This is a genomic window from Sphingomonas sp. Leaf231, assembly GCF_001421995.1.
Lineage (GTDB): Bacteria > Pseudomonadota > Alphaproteobacteria > Sphingomonadales > Sphingomonadaceae > Sphingomonas.
Genome location: NZ_LMLS01000001.1, coordinates 637,402 through 655,984, shown reverse-complemented (window position 1 = coordinate 655,984; position 18,583 = coordinate 637,402). Strand labels below are relative to the sequence as shown.

The 18,583-nt window shown below is 66.2% G+C and carries 18 protein-coding genes; 11 read left to right on the top strand and 7 right to left on the bottom strand.

Annotated features, from left to right (window positions below):
• Nucleotides 1-52 precede the first annotated feature (52 nt).
• Entirely contained in the window at nt 53-2,227 is a 2,175-nt protein-coding gene (locus tag ASE95_RS03215) for a TonB-dependent siderophore receptor (protein WP_056631332.1), read from the bottom strand.
• 468 nt (nt 2,228-2,695) lie between these two features.
• On the bottom strand, nt 2,696-3,088 hold the full coding sequence (locus tag ASE95_RS03210; protein WP_235528162.1) for a hypothetical protein: 393 nt from the start codon (nt 3,086-3,088) through the stop codon (nt 2,696-2,698).
• Between the two features lie 262 nt (nt 3,089-3,350).
• On the opposite strand from ASE95_RS03210, the gene ASE95_RS03205 reads away from it, so the two are divergent.
• Both ASE95_RS03205 and ASE95_RS18420 read left to right on the top strand, forming a co-directional pair.
• Complete coding sequence (locus ASE95_RS03205) at nt 3,351-3,719, top strand: PRC-barrel domain-containing protein (protein WP_056631329.1); 369 nt, start codon at nt 3,351-3,353, stop codon at nt 3,717-3,719.
• 11 nt (nt 3,720-3,730) lie between these two features.
• Complete coding sequence (locus ASE95_RS18420; protein ID WP_268795789.1) at nt 3,731-3,862, top strand: hypothetical protein; 132 nt, start codon at nt 3,731-3,733, stop codon at nt 3,860-3,862.
• A 65-nt stretch (nt 3,863-3,927) separates the two neighbouring features.
• On the opposite strand, the gene ASE95_RS03200 is transcribed toward ASE95_RS18420, so the two are convergent.
• Both ASE95_RS03200 and uvrB read right to left on the bottom strand, forming a co-directional pair.
• Nucleotides 3,928-4,674, bottom strand: a complete 747-nt coding sequence (locus tag ASE95_RS03200; RefSeq protein ID WP_082449480.1) for an energy transducer TonB — start codon at nt 4,672-4,674, stop codon at nt 3,928-3,930.
• Between the two features lie 131 nt (nt 4,675-4,805).
• The gene (gene uvrB / locus ASE95_RS03195) at nt 4,806-6,989 is read right to left on the bottom strand and encodes an excinuclease ABC subunit UvrB (RefSeq protein WP_056631326.1); all 2,184 of its coding nucleotides are present in this window, start codon (nt 6,987-6,989) and stop codon (nt 4,806-4,808) included.
• A 95-nt stretch (nt 6,990-7,084) separates the two neighbouring features.
• On the opposite strand from uvrB, the gene ASE95_RS03190 reads away from it, so the two are divergent.
• The 6 genes from ASE95_RS03190 to ASE95_RS03165 all read left to right on the top strand — a co-directional run bounded on the left by ASE95_RS03190 (nt 7,085) and on the right by ASE95_RS03165 (nt 11,889).
• Complete coding sequence (locus tag ASE95_RS03190) at nt 7,085-7,519, top strand: hypothetical protein (protein WP_156347862.1); 435 nt, start codon at nt 7,085-7,087, stop codon at nt 7,517-7,519.
• 106 nt (nt 7,520-7,625) lie between these two features.
• Entirely contained in the window at nt 7,626-8,456 is an 831-nt protein-coding gene (locus tag ASE95_RS03185; protein ID WP_056633085.1) for a ferredoxin--NADP reductase, read from the top strand.
• 117 nt (nt 8,457-8,573) lie between these two features.
• Nucleotides 8,574-8,798 (top strand): DUF1272 domain-containing protein, encoded by a 225-nt coding sequence (locus tag ASE95_RS03180; RefSeq protein WP_056631321.1) that lies wholly within the window; start codon nt 8,574-8,576, stop codon nt 8,796-8,798.
• Complete coding sequence (thiD, locus tag ASE95_RS03175) at nt 8,795-9,979, top strand: bifunctional hydroxymethylpyrimidine kinase/phosphomethylpyrimidine kinase (protein WP_056631317.1); 1,185 nt, start codon at nt 8,795-8,797, stop codon at nt 9,977-9,979. The genes ASE95_RS03180 and thiD overlap by 4 nt, the downstream gene beginning before the upstream one ends.
• A complete protein-coding gene (locus ASE95_RS03170) occupies nt 9,967-10,575 on the top strand; it encodes a ribonuclease HII (RefSeq protein ID WP_056633082.1) in 609 nt (202 codons plus the stop codon). The genes thiD and ASE95_RS03170 overlap by 13 nt, the downstream gene beginning before the upstream one ends.
• A gap of 180 nt (nt 10,576-10,755) precedes the next feature.
• Complete coding sequence (locus ASE95_RS03165; protein ID WP_056631314.1) at nt 10,756-11,889, top strand: site-specific DNA-methyltransferase; 1,134 nt, start codon at nt 10,756-10,758, stop codon at nt 11,887-11,889.
• Between the two features lie 21 nt (nt 11,890-11,910).
• Here ASE95_RS03165 and ASE95_RS03160 read toward each other — a convergent pair whose 3' ends face one another.
• The 3 genes from ASE95_RS03160 to ASE95_RS03150 are packed head-to-tail and all read right to left on the bottom strand — an operon-like array spanning nt 11,911 to nt 15,664.
• Entirely contained in the window at nt 11,911-12,825 is a 915-nt protein-coding gene (locus ASE95_RS03160) for a DUF808 domain-containing protein (protein WP_056631312.1), read from the bottom strand.
• 25 nt (nt 12,826-12,850) lie between these two features.
• Nucleotides 12,851-14,260 (bottom strand): succinylglutamate-semialdehyde dehydrogenase, encoded by a 1,410-nt coding sequence (gene astD, locus ASE95_RS03155; protein WP_056631308.1) that lies wholly within the window; start codon nt 14,258-14,260, stop codon nt 12,851-12,853.
• A gap of 45 nt (nt 14,261-14,305) precedes the next feature.
• Entirely contained in the window at nt 14,306-15,664 is a 1,359-nt protein-coding gene (locus ASE95_RS03150) for a protein adenylyltransferase SelO family protein (RefSeq protein WP_056631305.1), read from the bottom strand.
• Nucleotides 15,665-15,702: 38 nt separating this feature from the next.
• On the opposite strand from ASE95_RS03150, the gene ASE95_RS03145 reads away from it, so the two are divergent.
• Genes ASE95_RS03145 through ASE95_RS03135 form a run of 3 tightly spaced genes read left to right on the top strand, consistent with a single transcriptional unit; the run spans nt 15,703 to nt 18,512 of the window.
• Nucleotides 15,703-16,572: an alpha/beta fold hydrolase gene (locus tag ASE95_RS03145; RefSeq protein ID WP_056633079.1), complete on the top strand. Its 870-nt coding sequence runs from the start codon at nt 15,703-15,705 to the stop codon at nt 16,570-16,572.
• Nucleotides 16,573-16,617: 45 nt separating this feature from the next.
• Nucleotides 16,618-17,376: an SDR family oxidoreductase gene (locus ASE95_RS03140; protein ID WP_056631300.1), complete on the top strand. Its 759-nt coding sequence runs from the start codon at nt 16,618-16,620 to the stop codon at nt 17,374-17,376.
• On the top strand, nt 17,373-18,512 hold the full coding sequence (locus ASE95_RS03135) for a glycosidase (RefSeq protein ID WP_056631296.1): 1,140 nt from the start codon (nt 17,373-17,375) through the stop codon (nt 18,510-18,512). The genes ASE95_RS03140 and ASE95_RS03135 overlap by 4 nt, the downstream gene beginning before the upstream one ends.
• Nucleotides 18,513-18,583: the final 71 nt, after the last annotated feature.

Below are 18,583 nucleotides of genomic sequence, written 5' to 3'. Positions count from 1 at the left end.
GATCTCCGAAGGATTTCTGCGCGAACGGGCGGCGGGGGAAGAGGTTGCGCGATTAGAAGCGGTAGCCGATCGTCCCCTGGACCACGCGGCGATTGCCGTACCAGCACCAGGCATAATTGGCGAAGCACGACGTAATGTACGTGCGGTCGAACAGGTTGGAGGCATTGACCGCCGCCGTCAGCCCGCGCAGTCGCGGACTCATCCGCTCCAGTTCGAAGCGCGCCCACGCATCGTAGACGGTGTACGACGGGCTATCGAACGCGAAGGCCGCGCCGGGATCTCCGGGGGGCGTGTAGACACCGGCGTATGCTTTGGCGACATGCCGGACCGCACCGCCCAGCGTCAGCCCGTGAAACGATCCGCGCTCGGGTGTCCAGTCGAGGATCAGCGACGCTCCGCCCCGTCCGACGGTCTCCAGCCCGCGCCCGATCCGTGACGGGTCCTGCGGGTCGATGGTTACGCGCACGCGCTGTCGGCTGTAGGCGGCCCGCGCAGTCACCCCGAACCCCAGCGGGGCGCTGCCCTCGAACTCGATGCCGGTCGAGCGTATTTCGCCGGTCTGGCGCGAAACCGAGAAGTCGGGGGTGGAGGTCACGACGTTGGTCTGGTCGATCCTGAACCATGCGCCCGATAGCAGGATCGGCGTGCCGGGAACGCTGAACTTCGCGCCAGCCTCGATCTGCTTGCCGAGCGAGGGATCGGCGATGCCGAGCGTGTTGTCGGCGTTGCGGACGGTGCTCGCCTGCGGTTGGAACGACGTGGAATAGCTGACATAGGGGGCGAGCCCGAACGGCAACGTGTAGAGCGCGGACGCGCGCCACGTGAACTTCTCGTCGTGTTTTTCGCTGCTGCCCGTGTTGGTGATCTGCTTGCCATAGGCCCAGTCCTGACGGCCCCCCAGCGTGACGCGCAGGGCCGACCACTCGACCTGGTCCTGCGCGTAGATGCCCTGTTGGCGAAGGCGCACATCTTGCGTGAACGCGCCGAAACCGCCCGGCACTCGCGCCGGCGTGCGCGGAACGGCCATCGTTCCGTAGACCGGATCGTAGGCGTCGAGCGGGTTACCGCCGCCGAATTGTCCGTCCTCCGTGGAATGTGCCACCTGCCGGTCGACACCGAACAGTAGCCGATGGGTGAGGGGGCCGGTGCGTACGGTTCCCACCAGCTGGTTGTCGTAGGTCCAGTTGTTCAGTTCCTCGTCGGTGGCATAGGACGCGCGGTTGTAGACGCGCGTGCTGCCCGCGACCGGCGCGCCGCTGACATAGACCAGCCCAAGCTGCGACGTGACGTTCTGATAGCGTCCCGACGAGCGGAAGCCCCACCCGTCGCCAAAATCATGGCGGAAGATGTAGGTGCCGGCCGCCTGCTCGCGCTGGAAGCGGTTGCCGGCCTCTCCGCCGTCGAAGCGCGTCGAGATACGACCGTTGGGATTGTCGATCAGCGTGCCCAGTGCCGGAAACACGCTGTACGCGCCATTGTGCGGATCGTGCGAGTAGGCGCCAAGCAGCGTGAAGGTGGTGCGCGATCCGTTGCCGATCGTTACCGCGCCCGATATCGTCTGCCGTTCACGCCGGGAAAAGCGTTGTTGCGTGTCGGTGCCGTTGGCGCTGCCATAGACGCGCCACAACACATCGTCGTCGGCCTTGCCACCAACGTCGGCGTCGAGGCGGTAGAGGTCGTACTCGCCGAAGGTGCCTGCGACGGTGCCGTAAAGCGGCACGTCGACCGGCAGCTTGCTGGATTGCGCCACCAGCCCGCCGGGGCTCGACTGGCCGTAGAGCGTCGAGGCCGGCCCCTTGAGCACCTCCACGCGATCGAGACGCGACACGTCGGTTTGCGGCACCGCATAGCCGGTCGTGCTGGGAAATTGCCGCAACCCATCAAGGAAGATCGGCGCATCGAAGCCGCGCAGCTTGAACTGGTCGTACACCTCGGCGCTGGAGCCGCGCGTCTCCGGCGTCACCCCGGCGACAAAACGGAGCGCCTGATTGAGATTCTGAAGGCCGAGTTTGGCGATCTGCTCGCTGGTGACGAGGCTGATCGACTGTGCCGTCTCGGCAAGCGGAAGTGCCGACTTCGTGCCCGCCGACGCCAGATCCGGTGTCTGCCGCCCCGTGACGATGACGTCATCGGTAGACGATGTCTCCGCGCGCTGCTGCGCGAGAGCAGGTGCTGTGGACAGAAGGACAGCCAGCGCCAGCGTGCTGGCGGAAAAACGACAGGACATTGAACCCCTTCCAAGTTGCGGGGCCCCTATCGCGGATGAAAGTGATTATCAATAACCTGAACGCGGAGACGAGAGCGTCAGGTCATAAGCTTCATGTCAGAAGTGCAGATATGAGAAGAGGCTGCCGAGCGCCCGTAAAGACGCCCGGCAACCCCTTGACATGGTCAGCGGCCGGAGAGCTCCAGCCCGGGAGACCATGTGGGCCTCCGAGGAACCACACCCTCCGCTACGTCGAATGGGAAATCATTCTCCCCGCAGCGGTGACGTGATACCTAGAAGCGCGCCTCCCGAACGAACTGAACCGAACCCACTGCTGAACCATGAGACATCGGATCACCTCCTTTCGCTGGTTGATAACAAGTGCGACCGCGTAAGCCGCATCCACAATGTGAGGCGCGGCGCGTTGCGATACAAGCCTTGACTTGTGCGGCGTTCTGACGAAACTTTCGGCCCGCCGACGAACCGGCATCAGCCGCGGCAATCCTCCACCACGCGGCCGACCTCGGCCCATGGTGGTAGCACGAGCGATGTGGCGCCGCGCTGCTCGATGGTAAAACGGCCACGCGTGAAGGCCATTGCATCCAGCAATCGGTCGTCGGCGCCGAGCCGCGCCACCACCTGAGGTGTCGGACCCCCTACGGCCTGCGTCGTCACCGTTCGCGTGGTCGCGCTGGTGCGGATCGTAAAGTCGCCAGCCGTCCCCATGGTGCGTGACAGGAAAACGGCCCGCTGGCTCCGGTCGCAGCGTAACTCCACATGGGCGGGCTGGCCCGGCGTCGCATAGATCGCGCGGCTGCCCGTTGCCTCCCGCACATAGCGCCATGCGCCCGGCGTCCATGGCCGATCCTGCCAGTCGGCCACCGGGGCCGGAGGCGGCGGTGGCGGAGGAGCGGGGGGTGCCGGCGGAGCGACTGGCGGCGGCGGGGCTACGCGCGGAACGCAAGCGCCGATCGCCAGGGTCAGGCCGGCGGCGATGATGCGGCCGGTGGCAAGAGCGGAAGGAAGACGTGTCACGCTCCGGTTATGGCCGATCCCCCGCGCCTGCTCAACCGCCGGCGCCGGAACCGCCGTGCCCGGACGACGGTTCACCGCGATGTACGATCTAACATAGGAGAAGCCGACCATGGCCGATGATGCGCCGACCCAGATCCTGGTGCAGACCAACCTGAGCGACACCATGAAGGTCGACACCCGCGACGGCGATCATCTGGGCACGGTCCATGCCTTCATGGTTCACAAAGGGACCGGTCGTGCGACACACGCCGTGCTCAGCCTTGGCGGTTTTCTGGGCATGGGCAAGAGCTTCTATCCGCTGCCCTTCGCGCTGTTGCAGTTCGATCCGGTGCGCGACAGCTATGTGGTGACGATCGACAGGCGCCTGCTGGAAGGCGGGCCAAGCTGGGCGAACCACGCGCCCGTGTTCGATCAGGCTTATGCCGATCGGGTCGCCAGTTACTATCAGGTGCAAGGCGAGAATCTAAATCTGGCGTGAGAGGAATCGAGATGAGCGAGCGCAAGGACAACGATGTGCAGGAAGCGGTCGAGGAATTGCTGACCGATCCCGACGCTCCCGATAAGGGCAACGTCAGCCCGCCGCCGCAAACCGTCGACGCAGAGCCGAGCGACGATCGCTGATCGAGCCGAGGTAGGGCCGGGCGTGGCTGGCGTCCGGCCCCGGTCACAGCTCTAGGGGGAGCGGCTCATCGTTCGGCGGATGGCTCGGGCACGATGATCCACTCATGGTTCTCCAGCAGCCATGCAGGGACAGGGCGGCGGTCGGCATCACGGGACGGCTCGTACCGGAAGCGGCGCTGGATCAACCGGCAGGTCGTGGCATCCAGCCCGGCGTTGCCGCTGCTGTCGACGACCAGACAGTCCCGTACGCGCCCGTCGGTCCACACCAGGAACTTGACCGTGACGGTTCCCTGAAACCCGGCATCCCCCAGGTCGCGGGGGTAATCGGCATCGCTCAGGCGACCGCGCTTCCATACCGGTGCCGTTTCGCTACCGCCTCCGCCATCGCCATCTCCCCGGCCGCCGCTGCCGGTCCCATCCCCGACTCCGCCTGCACCCGTCCCGGGACCCGCGCGTGGAGCAGCGCCCTGGGTGGACTGATCGCCCTCGAACGGCTTCACCGCGACAAGGATCGGCGGCGGCGGTGACGGGATGACGATCACTGGTACCGGCGCTGCCACCTGCGTCGCTTGCGAACGGAGGTTGGGCGGCGCGGCGCGTCCAGCCGGGCGGGGGCTGGCAGTGCGGCTGGGCACGACCGGTGGTGGCGGTCGTGCGGGCGGATCGACACGGAAGAGTGTAAGGCCTTCCTCGACCCGTTCGCGCATCCTTGTTCCCGACAGCCCGGCCAGCAGCACCCAGCCGAGCATGACGGTCAGCCCGGTGGCGGCGACGGCCGATCCGATCCGCTCGCGAGGAAGCTGCGCGTACATCGATCCGATATGGGGACCGACGGCTGAATGGCGAGTGAGTAGCGATCGGCCCGGTCGATGGCTTTCCTTGAACCTTCATTCCGGGTCCGATCCGGGTCTCGCCAGATCTGGCGCATCGTTCCGCCGGCTCGCTACCGCTTCCCGAACTTGCGTTGCGTTTTGCCGAAGCGCGTCTTGCGTGTGCCCGGCTTGCCCTCGTTGCTGCGCCCCATCACCGGCGCGCGATGTTCCTCGACAGGCAGGCCAAGTTCTTCCTGTTCCAGCTGCCGGATTTCGTCGCGCAGGCGGCCGGCTTCCTCGAATTCGAGGTCGGATGCGGCCTTGCGCATCTTCTTCTCCAGCTCCTCGATATAGGCGCGCAGATTGTGGCCGACCATGTGCGGGCGGTCGTCGCCGATGTCGACGGTGACCTGATCCTTCGACGCGACATGCGCGATGATGTCCCCGATGTTGCGACGGATCGTCGTCGGCGTGATGCCGTGTTCGATATTGTACGCCTGCTGCTTTTCGCGGCGGCGCGCGGTTTCGTTCATCGCGCGCTCCATGCTGCCGGTGATGCGGTCGGCATAGAGGATCACGCGACCATCGACGTTGCGCGCGGCACGGCCGATCGTCTGCACCAGCGACGTCTCGGAACGCAGGAACCCTTCCTTGTCGGCGTCGAGGATCGCGACCAAGCCGCATTCAGGAATGTCCAGCCCCTCGCGCAGCAGGTTGATACCGATCAGCACGTCGTACACACCCAACCGCAGGTCGCGGATCAGCTCGATACGTTCCAGCGTCTCGACGTCGGAGTGCATGTAGCGGACCTTGATGCCCGCTTCGTGCATATATTCGGTCAGATCCTCCGCCATCCGCTTGGTCAACGTGGTGACGAGCGTACGGTAGCCGAGTGCGGTGGTCTTCGCGCATTCGACCAAAAGATCCTGCACCTGCTCCTCGACGGGCTTGATCTCGACCGGGGGGTCGATCAGCCCGGTCGGACGGATCACCTGTTCGGCGAAGACGCCGCCCGACTGCTCCATCTCCCATGTGCCCGGCGTCGCGGAGACGCACACGGTCTGCGGGCGCATGGCGTCCCATTCGTTGAAGCGCAGCGGGCGATTGTCGATCGCGGAAGGCAGGCGGAAGCCATATTCGGCCAGCGTGATCTTGCGGCGGTGATCGCCGCGCGACATGCCGTTGATCTGGCCGATCGTCTGGTGGCTTTCGTCGACGAACAACAACGCGTTTTCGGGCAGGTACTCGAACAGCGTCGGCGGTGGTTCGCCCGGCAGCCGGCCGGTCAGGAAGCGGCTGTAGTTCTCGATGCCGTTGCAGCTGCCGGTCGCCGCGATCATCTCCAGATCGAAATTGGTACGCTGCTCCAGCCGCTGTCGCTCCAGCAGCTTGCCCTCGATCTCCAGCTCCTTCAGCCGCTCGGTCAGCTCATGTCGGATCGCCTCGGCCGCCTGCTTCATTGTCGGCCCGGGCGTGACGTAGTGCGAATTGGCATAGATGCGCACCGAGTTGAGGCTGGCCGACTTCTTGCCGGTAAGGGGATCGAACTCGACGATCTCCTCGATGTCGTCACCGAAGAACGACACGCGCCACGCACTGTCCTCATAATGCGACGGGAAGATTTCGAGGTTGTCACCTTTCACGCGGAAGTTGCCGCGCTGAAACGCGGCATCGTTGCGTTTGTATTGCAGCGCCACCAGCTTGCGCACGATCTCGCGTTGATCGACCGTCTGCCCCTTTTTCAGGTCGAAGATCATCGCCGAATAGGTCTCGACCGAGCCAATGCCGTACAGGCAGGATACCGATGCGACGATGATGACGTCATCACGTTCCAGCAGTGACCGGGTGGCCGAGTGCCGCATCCGGTCAATGGACTCGTTGATGCTCGACTCCTTCTCGATATAGGTGTCGGAGCGTGGCACATAGGCCTCGGGCTGGTAGTAATCGTAGTAACTAACAAAGTATTCTACGGCGTTGTCAGGAAAGAACGACTTGAACTCGCCATATAATTGTGCGGCCAGGATCTTGTTCGGCGCCAGGATCAGCGCAGGGCGCTGCATCGCCTCGATCACCTTGGCCATGGTGAAGGTCTTGCCTGAACCAGTGACGCCCAGCAGCACCTGATCCTTCTCGCCGGCCGACGCGGCTTCGACCAGCTCGCGGATCGCGGTCGGCTGGTCACCCGACGGCTCGTATTCGCTGACCAGGTTGAAGCGTCGCCCGCCCTCGACCTTGTCGGGACGCGCCGGGCGGTGAGGGACGAAATTCTCGCCGGTTTCGGGTTCGGCCAGGTTCGTACGGATCTGTATCGCCATTACCGCAATATGGGAGAGCGACCGTCGGGGGGGAAGAGCGACATTGACCGATCTTCACAGCCAGGCTACTGCGAATTAATCGCAAGATGGGAACGATGATGTACCGCTTCCTCGACCGGCTGCCGCAAAATCTCGACGAGCATTTCCACTTCATGATCGGCGCGATGCGGCAATGGACTGCCGCGGCGCGGGGCGGGCGTTGTCCTTGCGGAGCCGTGGTCGTGGGGTTCTCGTGGCGCGGCGTAACGGCGGCATTGCCGGACTTCAACGAGATGATGGCGTTGCTGGACACGAAGGCCGCACGCTGGCTTCGGTTCGGGATGCCAGGTGCCGAGCACGTCACCGCGGACGAGGCGGCGCTGCTTAGCATGTTCGCGGCCGCGCTGGGCGGCGAGGTGCTGGCGGTGCGACGGATCGCCGCGACCTTGCTTGCCGATCATGAAGCATCCGACGCCGGCGAGCGGATGGCGAAGGCAGCGGAATGGATGGCACTACGCTTCGTGCAGGCGCCATTGACGCAGCGCGATTGACGGTCGCCGCTTGCCGTCCCCCAAGCCCAGCTATGGTTGACCCCATGTGCGGTGCGCCATAATGCGCGCCATTCGCATATATCCCTATTTTCAGACCGGATCGCCGATGACCGACCTGCGCGCGCCAGTGCTCATTCCTGAATCCACCGCCTTCAACAGCGTGGCGGTCAAGTGGGTGCGCCACTGGAACGAGCATCTGTTCAGCTTCGCGGTAGAGCGTCCGGCGTCGTTCCGCTTCCGGTCCGGCGAGTTCGTGATGATCGGCCTGCCGGGTGAGGCGAACGACGATGGCAAGCCCGCCAAGCCGGTGATGCGCGCCTATTCGATCGCCAGCCCGGCATGGGCAGAGGAGCTGGAGTTTCTGTCGATCAAGGTGCCGGGCGGACCGCTGACCGGGCGGTTGCAGGCGGTGGAGCCGGGCGATCAGGTCTATCTCGGGCGGAAACCCACCGGCACGCTGGTGCTGGACGCGTTGCTGGGCGGCAAGCGACTGTTCCTCTTGTCGACCGGCACTGGGCTGGCCCCCTTCCTCAGCGTCGCGCGCGATCCGGACGTTTACGAACGGTTCGAGCAGGTGGTGATCGTCCACGGCACGCGCCGGGTCGACGATCTCGCCTGTCGCGAGGCGCTGGAGGCGCGGCTGGCCGACGATCCGCTGGTCAGCGAACAGGCCGCGACGCAATTCCACTATCTGCCCGCCGTGACCCGCGAGGACTTCCACACTACGGGTCGAATCCCCGCGCTGATCGAGAACGGCCGGCTGTTCCAGGGTCTGGCAGGCGAGCCGCGCTTCGACCCGGAGAACGATCGCGTGATGTTGTGCGGGTCGACCGCGATGATCCGCGAGATCGCGTCGATGCTGGAGCACATGGGCTTCGTCGAAGGTTCGAACGCGAACCCGGGCCAGTTCGTTATCGAGCGCGCGTTTGTTGACTAAAGCCATGCCGTCGTGACCGGCGAGGCGACCCATGTCGACGGATCGCCTCCCCACGTTCACGACGACGAACGACCGAGGGTGGATGACGCGTCGCCCGCCACGCGCTAAGGCGCGGTTATGCTGGACATGCGACCCGATTGCGCGCGCTGCGGCGTGGACTTGCCTGCCGATCAGGGCGGGGCGTTCATCTGCTCGCTGGAATGCACCTATTGCGCCGAATGCGCCGACGCGCTGGACGAAACCTGCCCGAACTGCGGCGGCGAGTTGCTCGATCGCCCCGCGCGCGTCGGCAAGACCCTGAAGGCCCATCCTGCGGTCGCCGAACGGCGGTTTTGCGAATGACCATGCCACGCGTGCTGATCGTCGCCGGGTCGGATTCCGGCGGCGGGGCGGGGATACAGGCCGATATCAAGACCGTCACGATGCTTGGCGGTCACGCGATGACCGCGATCACCGCGGTCACTGCGCAAAACACATTGGGCGTCGAGGCGGTCGTGGCGCTGTCACCGGCGATCGTGCGGCAGCAGATGGCGTGCGTCACCGCCGACATTGGCGTCGATGCGGTGAAGATCGGCATGCTGGGCGGCGCGGCGATCGCTGCCGCGGTGGCGGACGAGCTGGGCGGGGGCGGTTACGATGTGCCGATCGTGCTCGATCCCGTGATGGTCGCCACCAGCGGCGCGGTGCTGGCGGATGCGGCGACGATCGGCGCCTTCGATCGGCTGGCGCGGGTGAGCGTGCTGGTGACGCCCAACCTTCCCGAACTGGCGGTGCTGTGCGGGCGTGAGCGGCTGAGCGACGATGATGTCGAGACGGCTGCGCGCGACTATGCCGCGACGATCGGTGCGCCGGTGCTGGTGAAGGGCGGCCACGCCGATGGCGACACGGTGGTCGACCGGCTGATCGGCCACGAAGGCGTGATGGCGACATGGGCCGATCCGCGCATCGTGACGCGGCACAGCCATGGCACCGGTTGCACGCTGGCGAGCGCCATTGCCGACGGACTGGCGCGTGGGCTGGTCCTGACCGACGCGATTGCGCGCGGTCGTTCGTTCGTGCGTCTCGCGCTGCTCGAAGCGCCGGGGCTGGGGGCAGGGCACGGTCCGATGGGACATGCCCGCGTCCGCCTCGACGTGCCGACGGCGCGGCCGACACCGAATCAGGTCACCTTGCCGGCGCGGGATCATCGCGCCAGCCTCGCCTTCTATCGCCTGCTGGGCCTGGACCTAATCGTCGACAGCGACGAACGTTACGCTCGGTTCGAGAGTGACGGCGGGACGACGCTTTCCATCGAGGCCGCGGATGGGTCCGGCGGAACCAGAGTGTATCTGGAGGTCGCGGACCTCGACGGTGCCGTCGCGCGCTTGCGGTCAGCGGGAATGGTCGTGGGCGATCCGGTGCCGCGACGCTGGGGCTGGCGCGAGGCGCGGCTGAGCGATCCGGCCGGCAATCCGCTGTGCCTGTACACGGCGGGGGAGAGCCGGCGCTTTCCGCCATGGCGGTTGTCGTCGTGCCCGGTCTGAAGCACGAGAAGCTGTGCCTGCCCCCGGTCGCTGGGGTGGACGAGGCGGGACGCGGGCCGCTGGCGGGGCCGGTGGTCGCTTGCGCGCTGGTGCTGCCGTCACGCGGTGTGCCGCGCGGGATCGACGATTCGAAGCGCTTGCCCGCTGCGGAACGGGCGCGGCTCCACACCCGACTGGTCGAATGCGCGGTTTACGGCGTCGGCATCGTCGATCCCGCGGAGATCGACACGCTCAACATCTATTGGGCGACGATGAAGGCGATGACGCTGGCGGTCGATCGGCTGGCGGAGGCGCTGGGCTGTGCGCCCGGCCACGTGCTGGTCGACGGCAACCGACTGCCGCGTTGGAGCTATGCCGCCACCGCGATCGTCGGCGGCGATGCGCAGAGCCGCTCGATTGCGGCGGCGTCGATCGTCGCCAAGCACACCCGCGACCAGATCATGATCGCCGCCGCCGAATCACATCCGCACTACGGCTGGCACGCCAATAAGGGCTATGGCAGCGCGCAGCATCTGGCCGCCCTGCGCGAACACGGGCCGACGCCGCTGCATCGGCGGAGCTTCGCGCCGGTCGCTCAATGTGTTTTGCCGCTGTGAGTCTTTTGCGCCACACCACCACCGCTTGAGTCCGCCGAGTCGCGACAGACTCAAGATGTGGAAACGGACTCTTCTTGTTCCGCTTTCAGAACGACTCGCCCCCGGACTCGCCTCGCCGCAGGCCGCTTGACGGAGTCCGCCTTTGCCGCCCTTTTGGGGATGGAAACGGGGAGTTGATCGATGGGGGTTCTGGAAAAGGTCGCGCGCGGGCGTCGGGCGACAGCGGTCGAGACGCCCGTCGTCCTGCCGCTCGACTCGATCCTGCGCGGCGATTGCATCGCGCAAATGAGGGCACTGCCGGCCAAGTCGGTCGACATGGTCTTTGCCGACCCTCCGTACAACCTGCAGCTCGGCGGGGAGCTGTTCCGGCCGGATGGCAGCCATGTCGATGCGGTCACCGACGATTGGGACAAGTTCGACACGTTCGCGCAGTATGATGCGTTCACGCGCGCGTGGCTGGCGGAGGCGCATCGTATCCTGAAGGATGACGGCTCGATCTGGGTGATCGGCAGCTATCACAACATCTTCCGGGTCGGCGCGGCGGTGCAGGATCTGGGATATTGGATCCTGAACGACATCGTGTGGCGCAAGGCGAACCCGATGCCGAACTTCCGCGGCACGCGCTTCACCAACGCGCATGAGACGCTGATCTGGGCGTCGAAGGGCGAGAAGGCCAAATACACCTTCAACTATCGCAGCATGAAGACGTTGAACGACGAGCTTCAGATGCGCTCGGATTGGGAATTTCCGATCTGCGGCGGTGGCGAGCGATTGAAGAAGGACGGAGTGAAGGTTCATCCGACCCAGAAGCCCGAAGCGCTGATCTACCGCATCCTGCTGGCGTGCACGAAGCCGGGCGACGTGGTGCTGGACCCGTTCTTCGGTACGGGCACGACCGGCGCGGTCGCCAAGCGGCTGGGACGGCGCTGGATCGGGATCGAGCGCGAGGGCGATTACATCGACGCGGCGGAGGAGCGGATCGCCGCCGCGCTGCCGCTCGACGAATCCGCGCTCGCGACGATGCAGAGCCCGCGCGCCGCGCCGAAAGTGGCGTTCGGCGTGCTGGTGGAAAACGGGTATCTGATGCCTGGTACGATGCTGGTCGATACCAAGCGTCGCTGGCAGGCGATGGTGCGCGCGGACGGTTCGTTGTCCAGCCCGTGTGGCGCGAGCGGATCGATCCACAAGGTCGGGTCCACCGTGCAGGACGCGCCGGCCTGCAACGGCTGGACCTTCTGGCATTACGAAGCGGAGGGCACGCTGAAGCCGATCGACACGCTGCGCCAGACGTATCTGCTCGCGACGCAGCCGTGATCCGGCCGCGCCGCGCCGGCCTCAATGCCGCGCGGCGTGCACCTTGTGCATCACCAGCGCGATGATCCCGCCCACGATCAGGCCGACGACGCCCGCGATCGCGGCGCTGACGATCCAGCCGAGCGCGCCTCCGCCCACGTCCTCGGCAAGGTGGTGGACGAACGCCGCGGGGGCGGGCAGGCCGACCTCCGCGACATTGTGGATCAGCAGGTCGCCGCCGACCCAGATCATTGCCGCGGTGCCGATGATCGCCAGCGCGCTCATCACCACCGGCACGCCCTTCACCAATCCGCGTCCCACCGTTTGCGCCAGCGTCGAAGGACGCTTGGCGAGGTAAAGGCCGACGTCGTCCGCCTTCACGATCAGCGCGACGACGCCGTACACGCCCGCGGTGATGACGATCGCCACCAACGCCAACGTGACCGCCTGCGTCAGCAGCGGCCGGTCCGCCACCTCACGCAAGGCGATGACCATGATCTCCGCCGACAGGATGAAGTCGGTGCGGATGGCACCGGATACCTTTTGATTCTCCAACGCGATCGGGTCGGTAGCCGCCACTTCCTCTTGCGCATGGCCGCCGCCGCCAAGCGCCTCGATCACCTTTTCCGCACCCTCGAAGCTGAGATATGCGCCGCCGATCATCAGCAACGGCGCGAGTGCCCAGGGTGCGACGGCGCTGAGGATCAGCGCGGCCGGCAGCAGGAACAGCAACTTGTTGCGGATCGAGCCGAGCGCGATCTTGCCGATGATCGGCAGCTCCCGCTTGGGCGACAAACCGACCACATAGCGCGGGGTGACGGCGGTATCATCGATCACGACGCCCGCCGCCTTCGTTCCCGCCTTTGCCGCCGCTGCGCCTACGTCGTCGAGCGACGCCGCTGCCAGCCGGGTCAGCCCGGCAATATCGTCCAGCAGTGCGACCAGTCCGGTTGCCATCGAATGTCCTTGATTAAAAAGAGGATCAGCCGTCCGTCAGGCCGATGCCGATGGTGGCGCGTGCCGCCTCGGCCTCGTTCGAGACGACGGGATAGGCGCAGTAATCCGCGGCATAATAGGCGCTGGGGCGGTGGTTTCCGGACCAGCCGATCCCGCCGAACGGCGCGGACGACGATGCGCCGTTGGTCGGACGGTTCCAGTTGACGATGCCCGCACGCGCCCCGGCCCAGAAGCGGTCGAAGAGCGCCGGCGTCTGGCTGATCAGCGCGGCCGACAGGCCGTAACGCGTGTTGTTGGCCTCCGCGATCGCGGAGTCGAAATCATCGGCGCGGATGACCTGCAGCAACGGCCCGAACAATTCGATGTCGGGCCGGTCGGCGACCTCCGTCACGTCGATGATCCCCGGCGTCACGAACGGCTTGTCATCGAACGGTCGCGCCATGTGGTGGATCGGGCGTCCGCCCTTCATCATCAGCGCCAGGAAGCTTTCGGTCAGCCCGTCGGCAACCTCGTTGTCGATCACCGGTCCCATGAATGGCTGCGGATCATCGTGCGGCGCCCCGACGATCAGCCGTCCGGTCAGCTTCACCAGTTCGGCGAGCAACGGGGCGGCCAGCGCTTCCTGCACGATCAGCCGCCGCGCCGCGGTGCAGCGCTGCCCGGCGGTGGTGAAGGCCGATTGCACGATCAGTACCGCGGCGGCGTGCAGGTCCGGCGTGTCCCAGACGACGATCGGGTTGTTGCCGCCCATCTCCAGCGCGAGAATTTTCTCAGGCTTCTCGGCGAAGGCGCGGTTGAGTGCGATGCCGGTACGCGCCGATCCCGTGAACAGCAGCCCGTCGATGCCGTCGTGCGCCGCCAGTATCTTGCCCTCCGCCGGTCCGCCGATCGCCAGTCGCAGCGTTTCGATCGGCACGCCTGCGGCGTGGAAGCAATCGACCAGGAATGCGCCGGTCGCCGGGGTCTTCTCCGATGGTTTGAAGACGATTGCATTGCCAGCGATCAGCGCCGGGACGATGTGGCCGTTGGGCAGGTGAGCGGGGAAGTTGTACGGTCCCAGCACCGCAAGGACGCCGTGCGGCTTGTGGCGGACGGCCATGCGCGTGTTCATCGGCGCATCGAGCCGGCGCTGCGCGGTCCGTTCGGCGTAGGCGCTGATCGAAATGTCGACCTTGGCGGCGACGGTGTCGACTTCGGTGCGCGCCTCCCACAACGGCTTGCCGGTTTCACGCGCGATCAGGTCCGCGAACGCCTCCGCGCGTTGCCGCACGACATTGGCGAAGCGGCGCATGGTCTCGATGCGGAACGACAGCGACTTCGCGGCCCATGGCACGAAGCCAGCGCGCGCCGCCGCGACCTCCGCATCGACGTCGCTGATCGCGGCGCGCCACAATTCCGCGCCGGTGGCGGGTTCGAAGGAAATCAGGTCAGCCATGCGGCGGTCTTAGCCGTAACTTTCCCCGGCGCGGAAGGGGGATCGTCAGGCAAGCGCGTCGCCCATCGCGCGGATGGCGGCGACCTTGGCGTCGAAGCGCGTCCAATCGTCCCTCTCCGCGATAGGAGTCCAGATCGCCTCTACCTCCTCGATCAGCATCGCGCAGGGCTCCTCCTGCCAATAGGAATGGTCGCGCTCACGCCTGAACGCGCGAGGCGCGAGCAGCGCACGCACGTCGTCCCATTCGGCACCGTAGGTCGCAGGCAGATCTTGCGCGAACACGTCGAAGAAGAAGCGATCGACGGCAATGCCCGTCGCGCGCATCGTCCGCTCGACCGCTTGCACGACGACGCGATCCTCGTCGGGCGTCCCGGGCAGGCGGCCAAGGCGCCAGAAGACGGCATCGGCGATGGCGCGTTGGTAATGCTCCCCGAAGCGGTCGAGCGATGCAATCAGGGGATCGGCCTCGGCAATCTGGCGCAGCGAGCTGGCTAGCTGCATGACATCCCACAATATCGCTTCGGGTTGGCGCCCGAACGCGTAGAGCCCGGCGTGGTCGAAATACGCCGCGACGAACGCCGGATCCCATGTCGGAGCGAAGCGCCAGGGGCCGTAGTCGAAACTCTCGCCGGTGACGTTGATATTGTCCGAGTTGAGGACGCCGTGAACGAAGCCCGCCGCCATGTAGCGCGCCGCAAGCGTCGCGGTACGCTCCACCACCAGATCGAGGAGGCGGACGGGATCATCGCCGTCTTCGCCGTAAAGTTCACGCAGCACGTAGCCGGTGAGGCGGCGCAGCGCATCCTCGTCACGGTGATAGGCGAGCCGCTGGAAGGTGCCGATGCGGATGTGCGAATGGCTGAGCCGGACCAGCACCGCCCCACGCGTCGGCGAGGGTTCGTCGTTGCGTTCCAGCGCCTCGCCGGTTTCGATCAGCGAGAGGCTGCGCGAGGTGGGAACGTTCAGCGCCTCCAGCATCTCGGTCGCCAGCACCTCCCGCACGCCCCCTTTCAGGGTCAGGCGGCCGTCACCGAACCGGCTCCACGGCGTCTGTCCCGACCCCTTGGTGCCGAGGTCCATCAGCCGGCCGCGGTCGTCGCGGAGTTGGGCGAAGGTGAAGCCGCGGCCATCGCCGATATCGGGATTGTACACGCGGAACTGATGTCCGTGGTAGCGCAGCGCCAGCGGCTGTTCGAGGGTGCCGGGCAAGGGCGTGAAGCGGCCGAAATGGGCGACCCATTCGCTATCGTCGAGCGTGTCGACACCGATCTGCCGCGCGGCGCGGTCGTTACGGAAACGCAGCCGCACTTCCGGAAAATGCGCAGCGGCGACCGCGTCGTAGAACGGCTCGCCAAGCGCGGTCAGGGTGCGTTCGGGGCGATATGCTTGCGGGTCAAAGGCCATGCGGTGATATGGGGGGCGGTCGGCGGAAGGTGCAAGCGATGGCGGAATATCGGGACATCTACTGGTGGTCGGCAGACGGGCTGCGGCTGCACGCGCGCGATTATCCCGGCGCCGACGATGCGCCGCCGGTGCTGTGCCTGCCCGGCCTGACCCGCAACGCGCGCGATTTCGCCCCGGTCGCGCAGGCGATCGCGCCGCGGCGGCGCGTGATCGCGGTCGAATTTCGCGGGCGCGGCGAGAGCGGTTACGCCAAGGACCCGATGACCTATGTCCCGCTCACGTACGCGCAGGACGTGGTCGCGCTGCTCGCCGAACAGAAGATCGATCGGTTCGCCAGCATCGGCACCTCGCTGGGCGGGATCGTGACGATGTTGCTGGCCGGGATGCTGCCGGCGCGCATGGCCGGGGCGCTGCTGAACGATGTCGGGCCGGAGATCGAGGCGACGGGCTTGTCGCGGATCAGAAGCTATGTCGGCAAGCCGAGCACCTGGCCGACGTGGATGCACGCGGCGCGCGGCGTGCAGGAAAGCAATGCCGGGGCCTATCCCGGCTGGACGATCGAGCAATGGCTGGCGATGGCCAAGCGATTGTATCGTCTGAATTCCGCCGGCCGCATCGTGCTGGATTACGATATGAAAATCGCCGAGCCGTTCCGGTTGCCGGGCGGGGAGGCCGGGCCGGACATGTGGCGCGCGCTGGCCGCGCTGGCGGGTGTGCCGGTGTTGGTGGTGCGCGGCCAGATCAGCGATATCCTGTCCGCCGCTGTCGCCGACCGGATGGTCGCCGCGCTGCCCGGGGCCGAACTGGTGACGGTGCCGGGGATCGGGCACGCACCGATGCTGGACGAACCCGAAGTGCAACCTGCGTTGACCAACTGGCTGGCGCGCAGCGCGGAACCGCTCGGATGACTGAGGCGCTGTCGCGGTTCTGACGACGACCGCCCGAGGATGACTATGACCGACGTTTGCGACGCGCATACCGAGATGTTGCCCCTGAAGGGACGCCGCGCCGCCATCACCGGTGGGACGACCGGAATAGGCCGCGCGATCGCGCGCCTGCTGGCGGCCGAGGGTGCGCAGGTGTTCATCGGCGGCGTCGACCAGACTCATCTGGGCGAGGCGCTGGCCGATATTCGCGAGGTGGGGCAGGGCGATGGCGCGACGCTGGACCTGTCGCAGCCCGACAATGTCGGCGCGTTCCTGGACGCCGCCACGCAGGCGATGGGCGGTTACGACATCGTCGTGGCGAATGCCGCGGAGGCCGCATCGGGGCTGACCGAGATGGACGAAGCCGAGGTACGGCACGCCATCTCGCTGAACTTCACACACTATCTTTTGCTGGCGCATCGTGCCGCGACGACGATGGGCGAGGGGGGCGACATCGTGATGATCGGATCGACCAGCGCCTATGTGCTCGGGCCGCATTCCACGGTGTATGCGGCCATCAAGCACGGATTGCAGGGTTTCTCGATCGCGCTGCGTCGCGAACTCGGCAGCAAGGACATCCGGGTCGCATTGGTCGAACCGGGGAAGACCGGATCGGACATGCAGATGCCCGACGTCAGCCCCGAGGAGCAACGCGAGCAGATCAACGCCGGACAGATGCTGCGCGCCGAGGATATCGCTGTGGGCGTGCACTATCTGCTGACCCAGCCACGCCGCACGGTCATCCAGCGGCTGACGATCAGCCCGCGGGTGCAGGAGGAGGAATGATGCAGGAGTGGCCGCATGATTCCCTGATCTTCACGCCGCATGACGTCGACCTGGCACGTTCGCCGTTGGCAGGGCGGATCGACGCCGAAACCTATGTGCTGGGCGCGTTCAACCCGGGGATGACGCGGCTGCCGAACGGCAATTTGCTGTTGATGGTGCGGATCGCGGAGGCGCTTCGTCAGCCGGTGCACGGGCAACAGATCCATGCGATCCGCTGGGAAGATGGCGACTACAAGCTGGACGCATGGCCGCTATCGCTGGTCGACACATCCGATCCGCGCAAGTTCATGATGCGTGGCGGCGGATGGAAGGTGATGGCGTTGACGTCGCTGTCATGGCTGCTGCCGGTCGAACTTGACGCCGAGGGGCGGCAGGTCGTCGAAGTGCATTACGACAAGGCGATCGCGCCGCGCGCGTCTTATCAATGCTACGGCGTTGAGGATGCACGCATAACGCAGATCGACGGTCGCTATTACATGACCACCTGCTCGGTCAGTCCGGAGCGGCACTCCACGACGCTGTACACCAGCGACGATGCGCTGGACTGGACGCTGGAGGGGATCGTCCTCGACCATCAAAACAAGGACATGCTGATCTTCGAGGGGAAGGTGGCGGGCAAGTTCTGGGCGCAGACCCGGCCGCTCGGCGACCTGTATTTCGCCTATCCGCCCGAATCCGAATGGCGCGCCGGACCGTCGATCAATTTGGCGACATCGCCCGATGCGCTGCACTGGAAGCCATACGACAAGCCGGGAATCCGCCCGCATGCCAAGACGATGGCGACGGCGCGGATGGGCGGTGGGGCGCCGCCGGTGCTGGCGGAGGTCGATGGCCGGCAGGGCTGGTTGTCGTTGTGGCACGGGGTGGAGCCATCGGGCGTGGTCGGTATCTATCGCACCTATTGGACGCTGCTGGACCGCGACGACCCGTCACGTGCGCTGGCGACCAGCCATGCGCCGCTGCTCGATCCCGCACCCGGCTTGTTGAAGCCGCTGGAAAATCTGCTGTACGTTCACGATGTGGTGTTCACGACGGGGATCGCGGACGGTGGCGACCACTGGATCGTGGCAAGCGGCGAGGCCGATCTGGCGTGCCGGATCACGCATGTGCCGAAGGTGGCGATCACCGGACGATGACACGTCGGTAACGAGGGGCGGCAGACGGCGGCCTATTCGGAACGCGACGACCTTCGCAGCGGCTGTAGGGG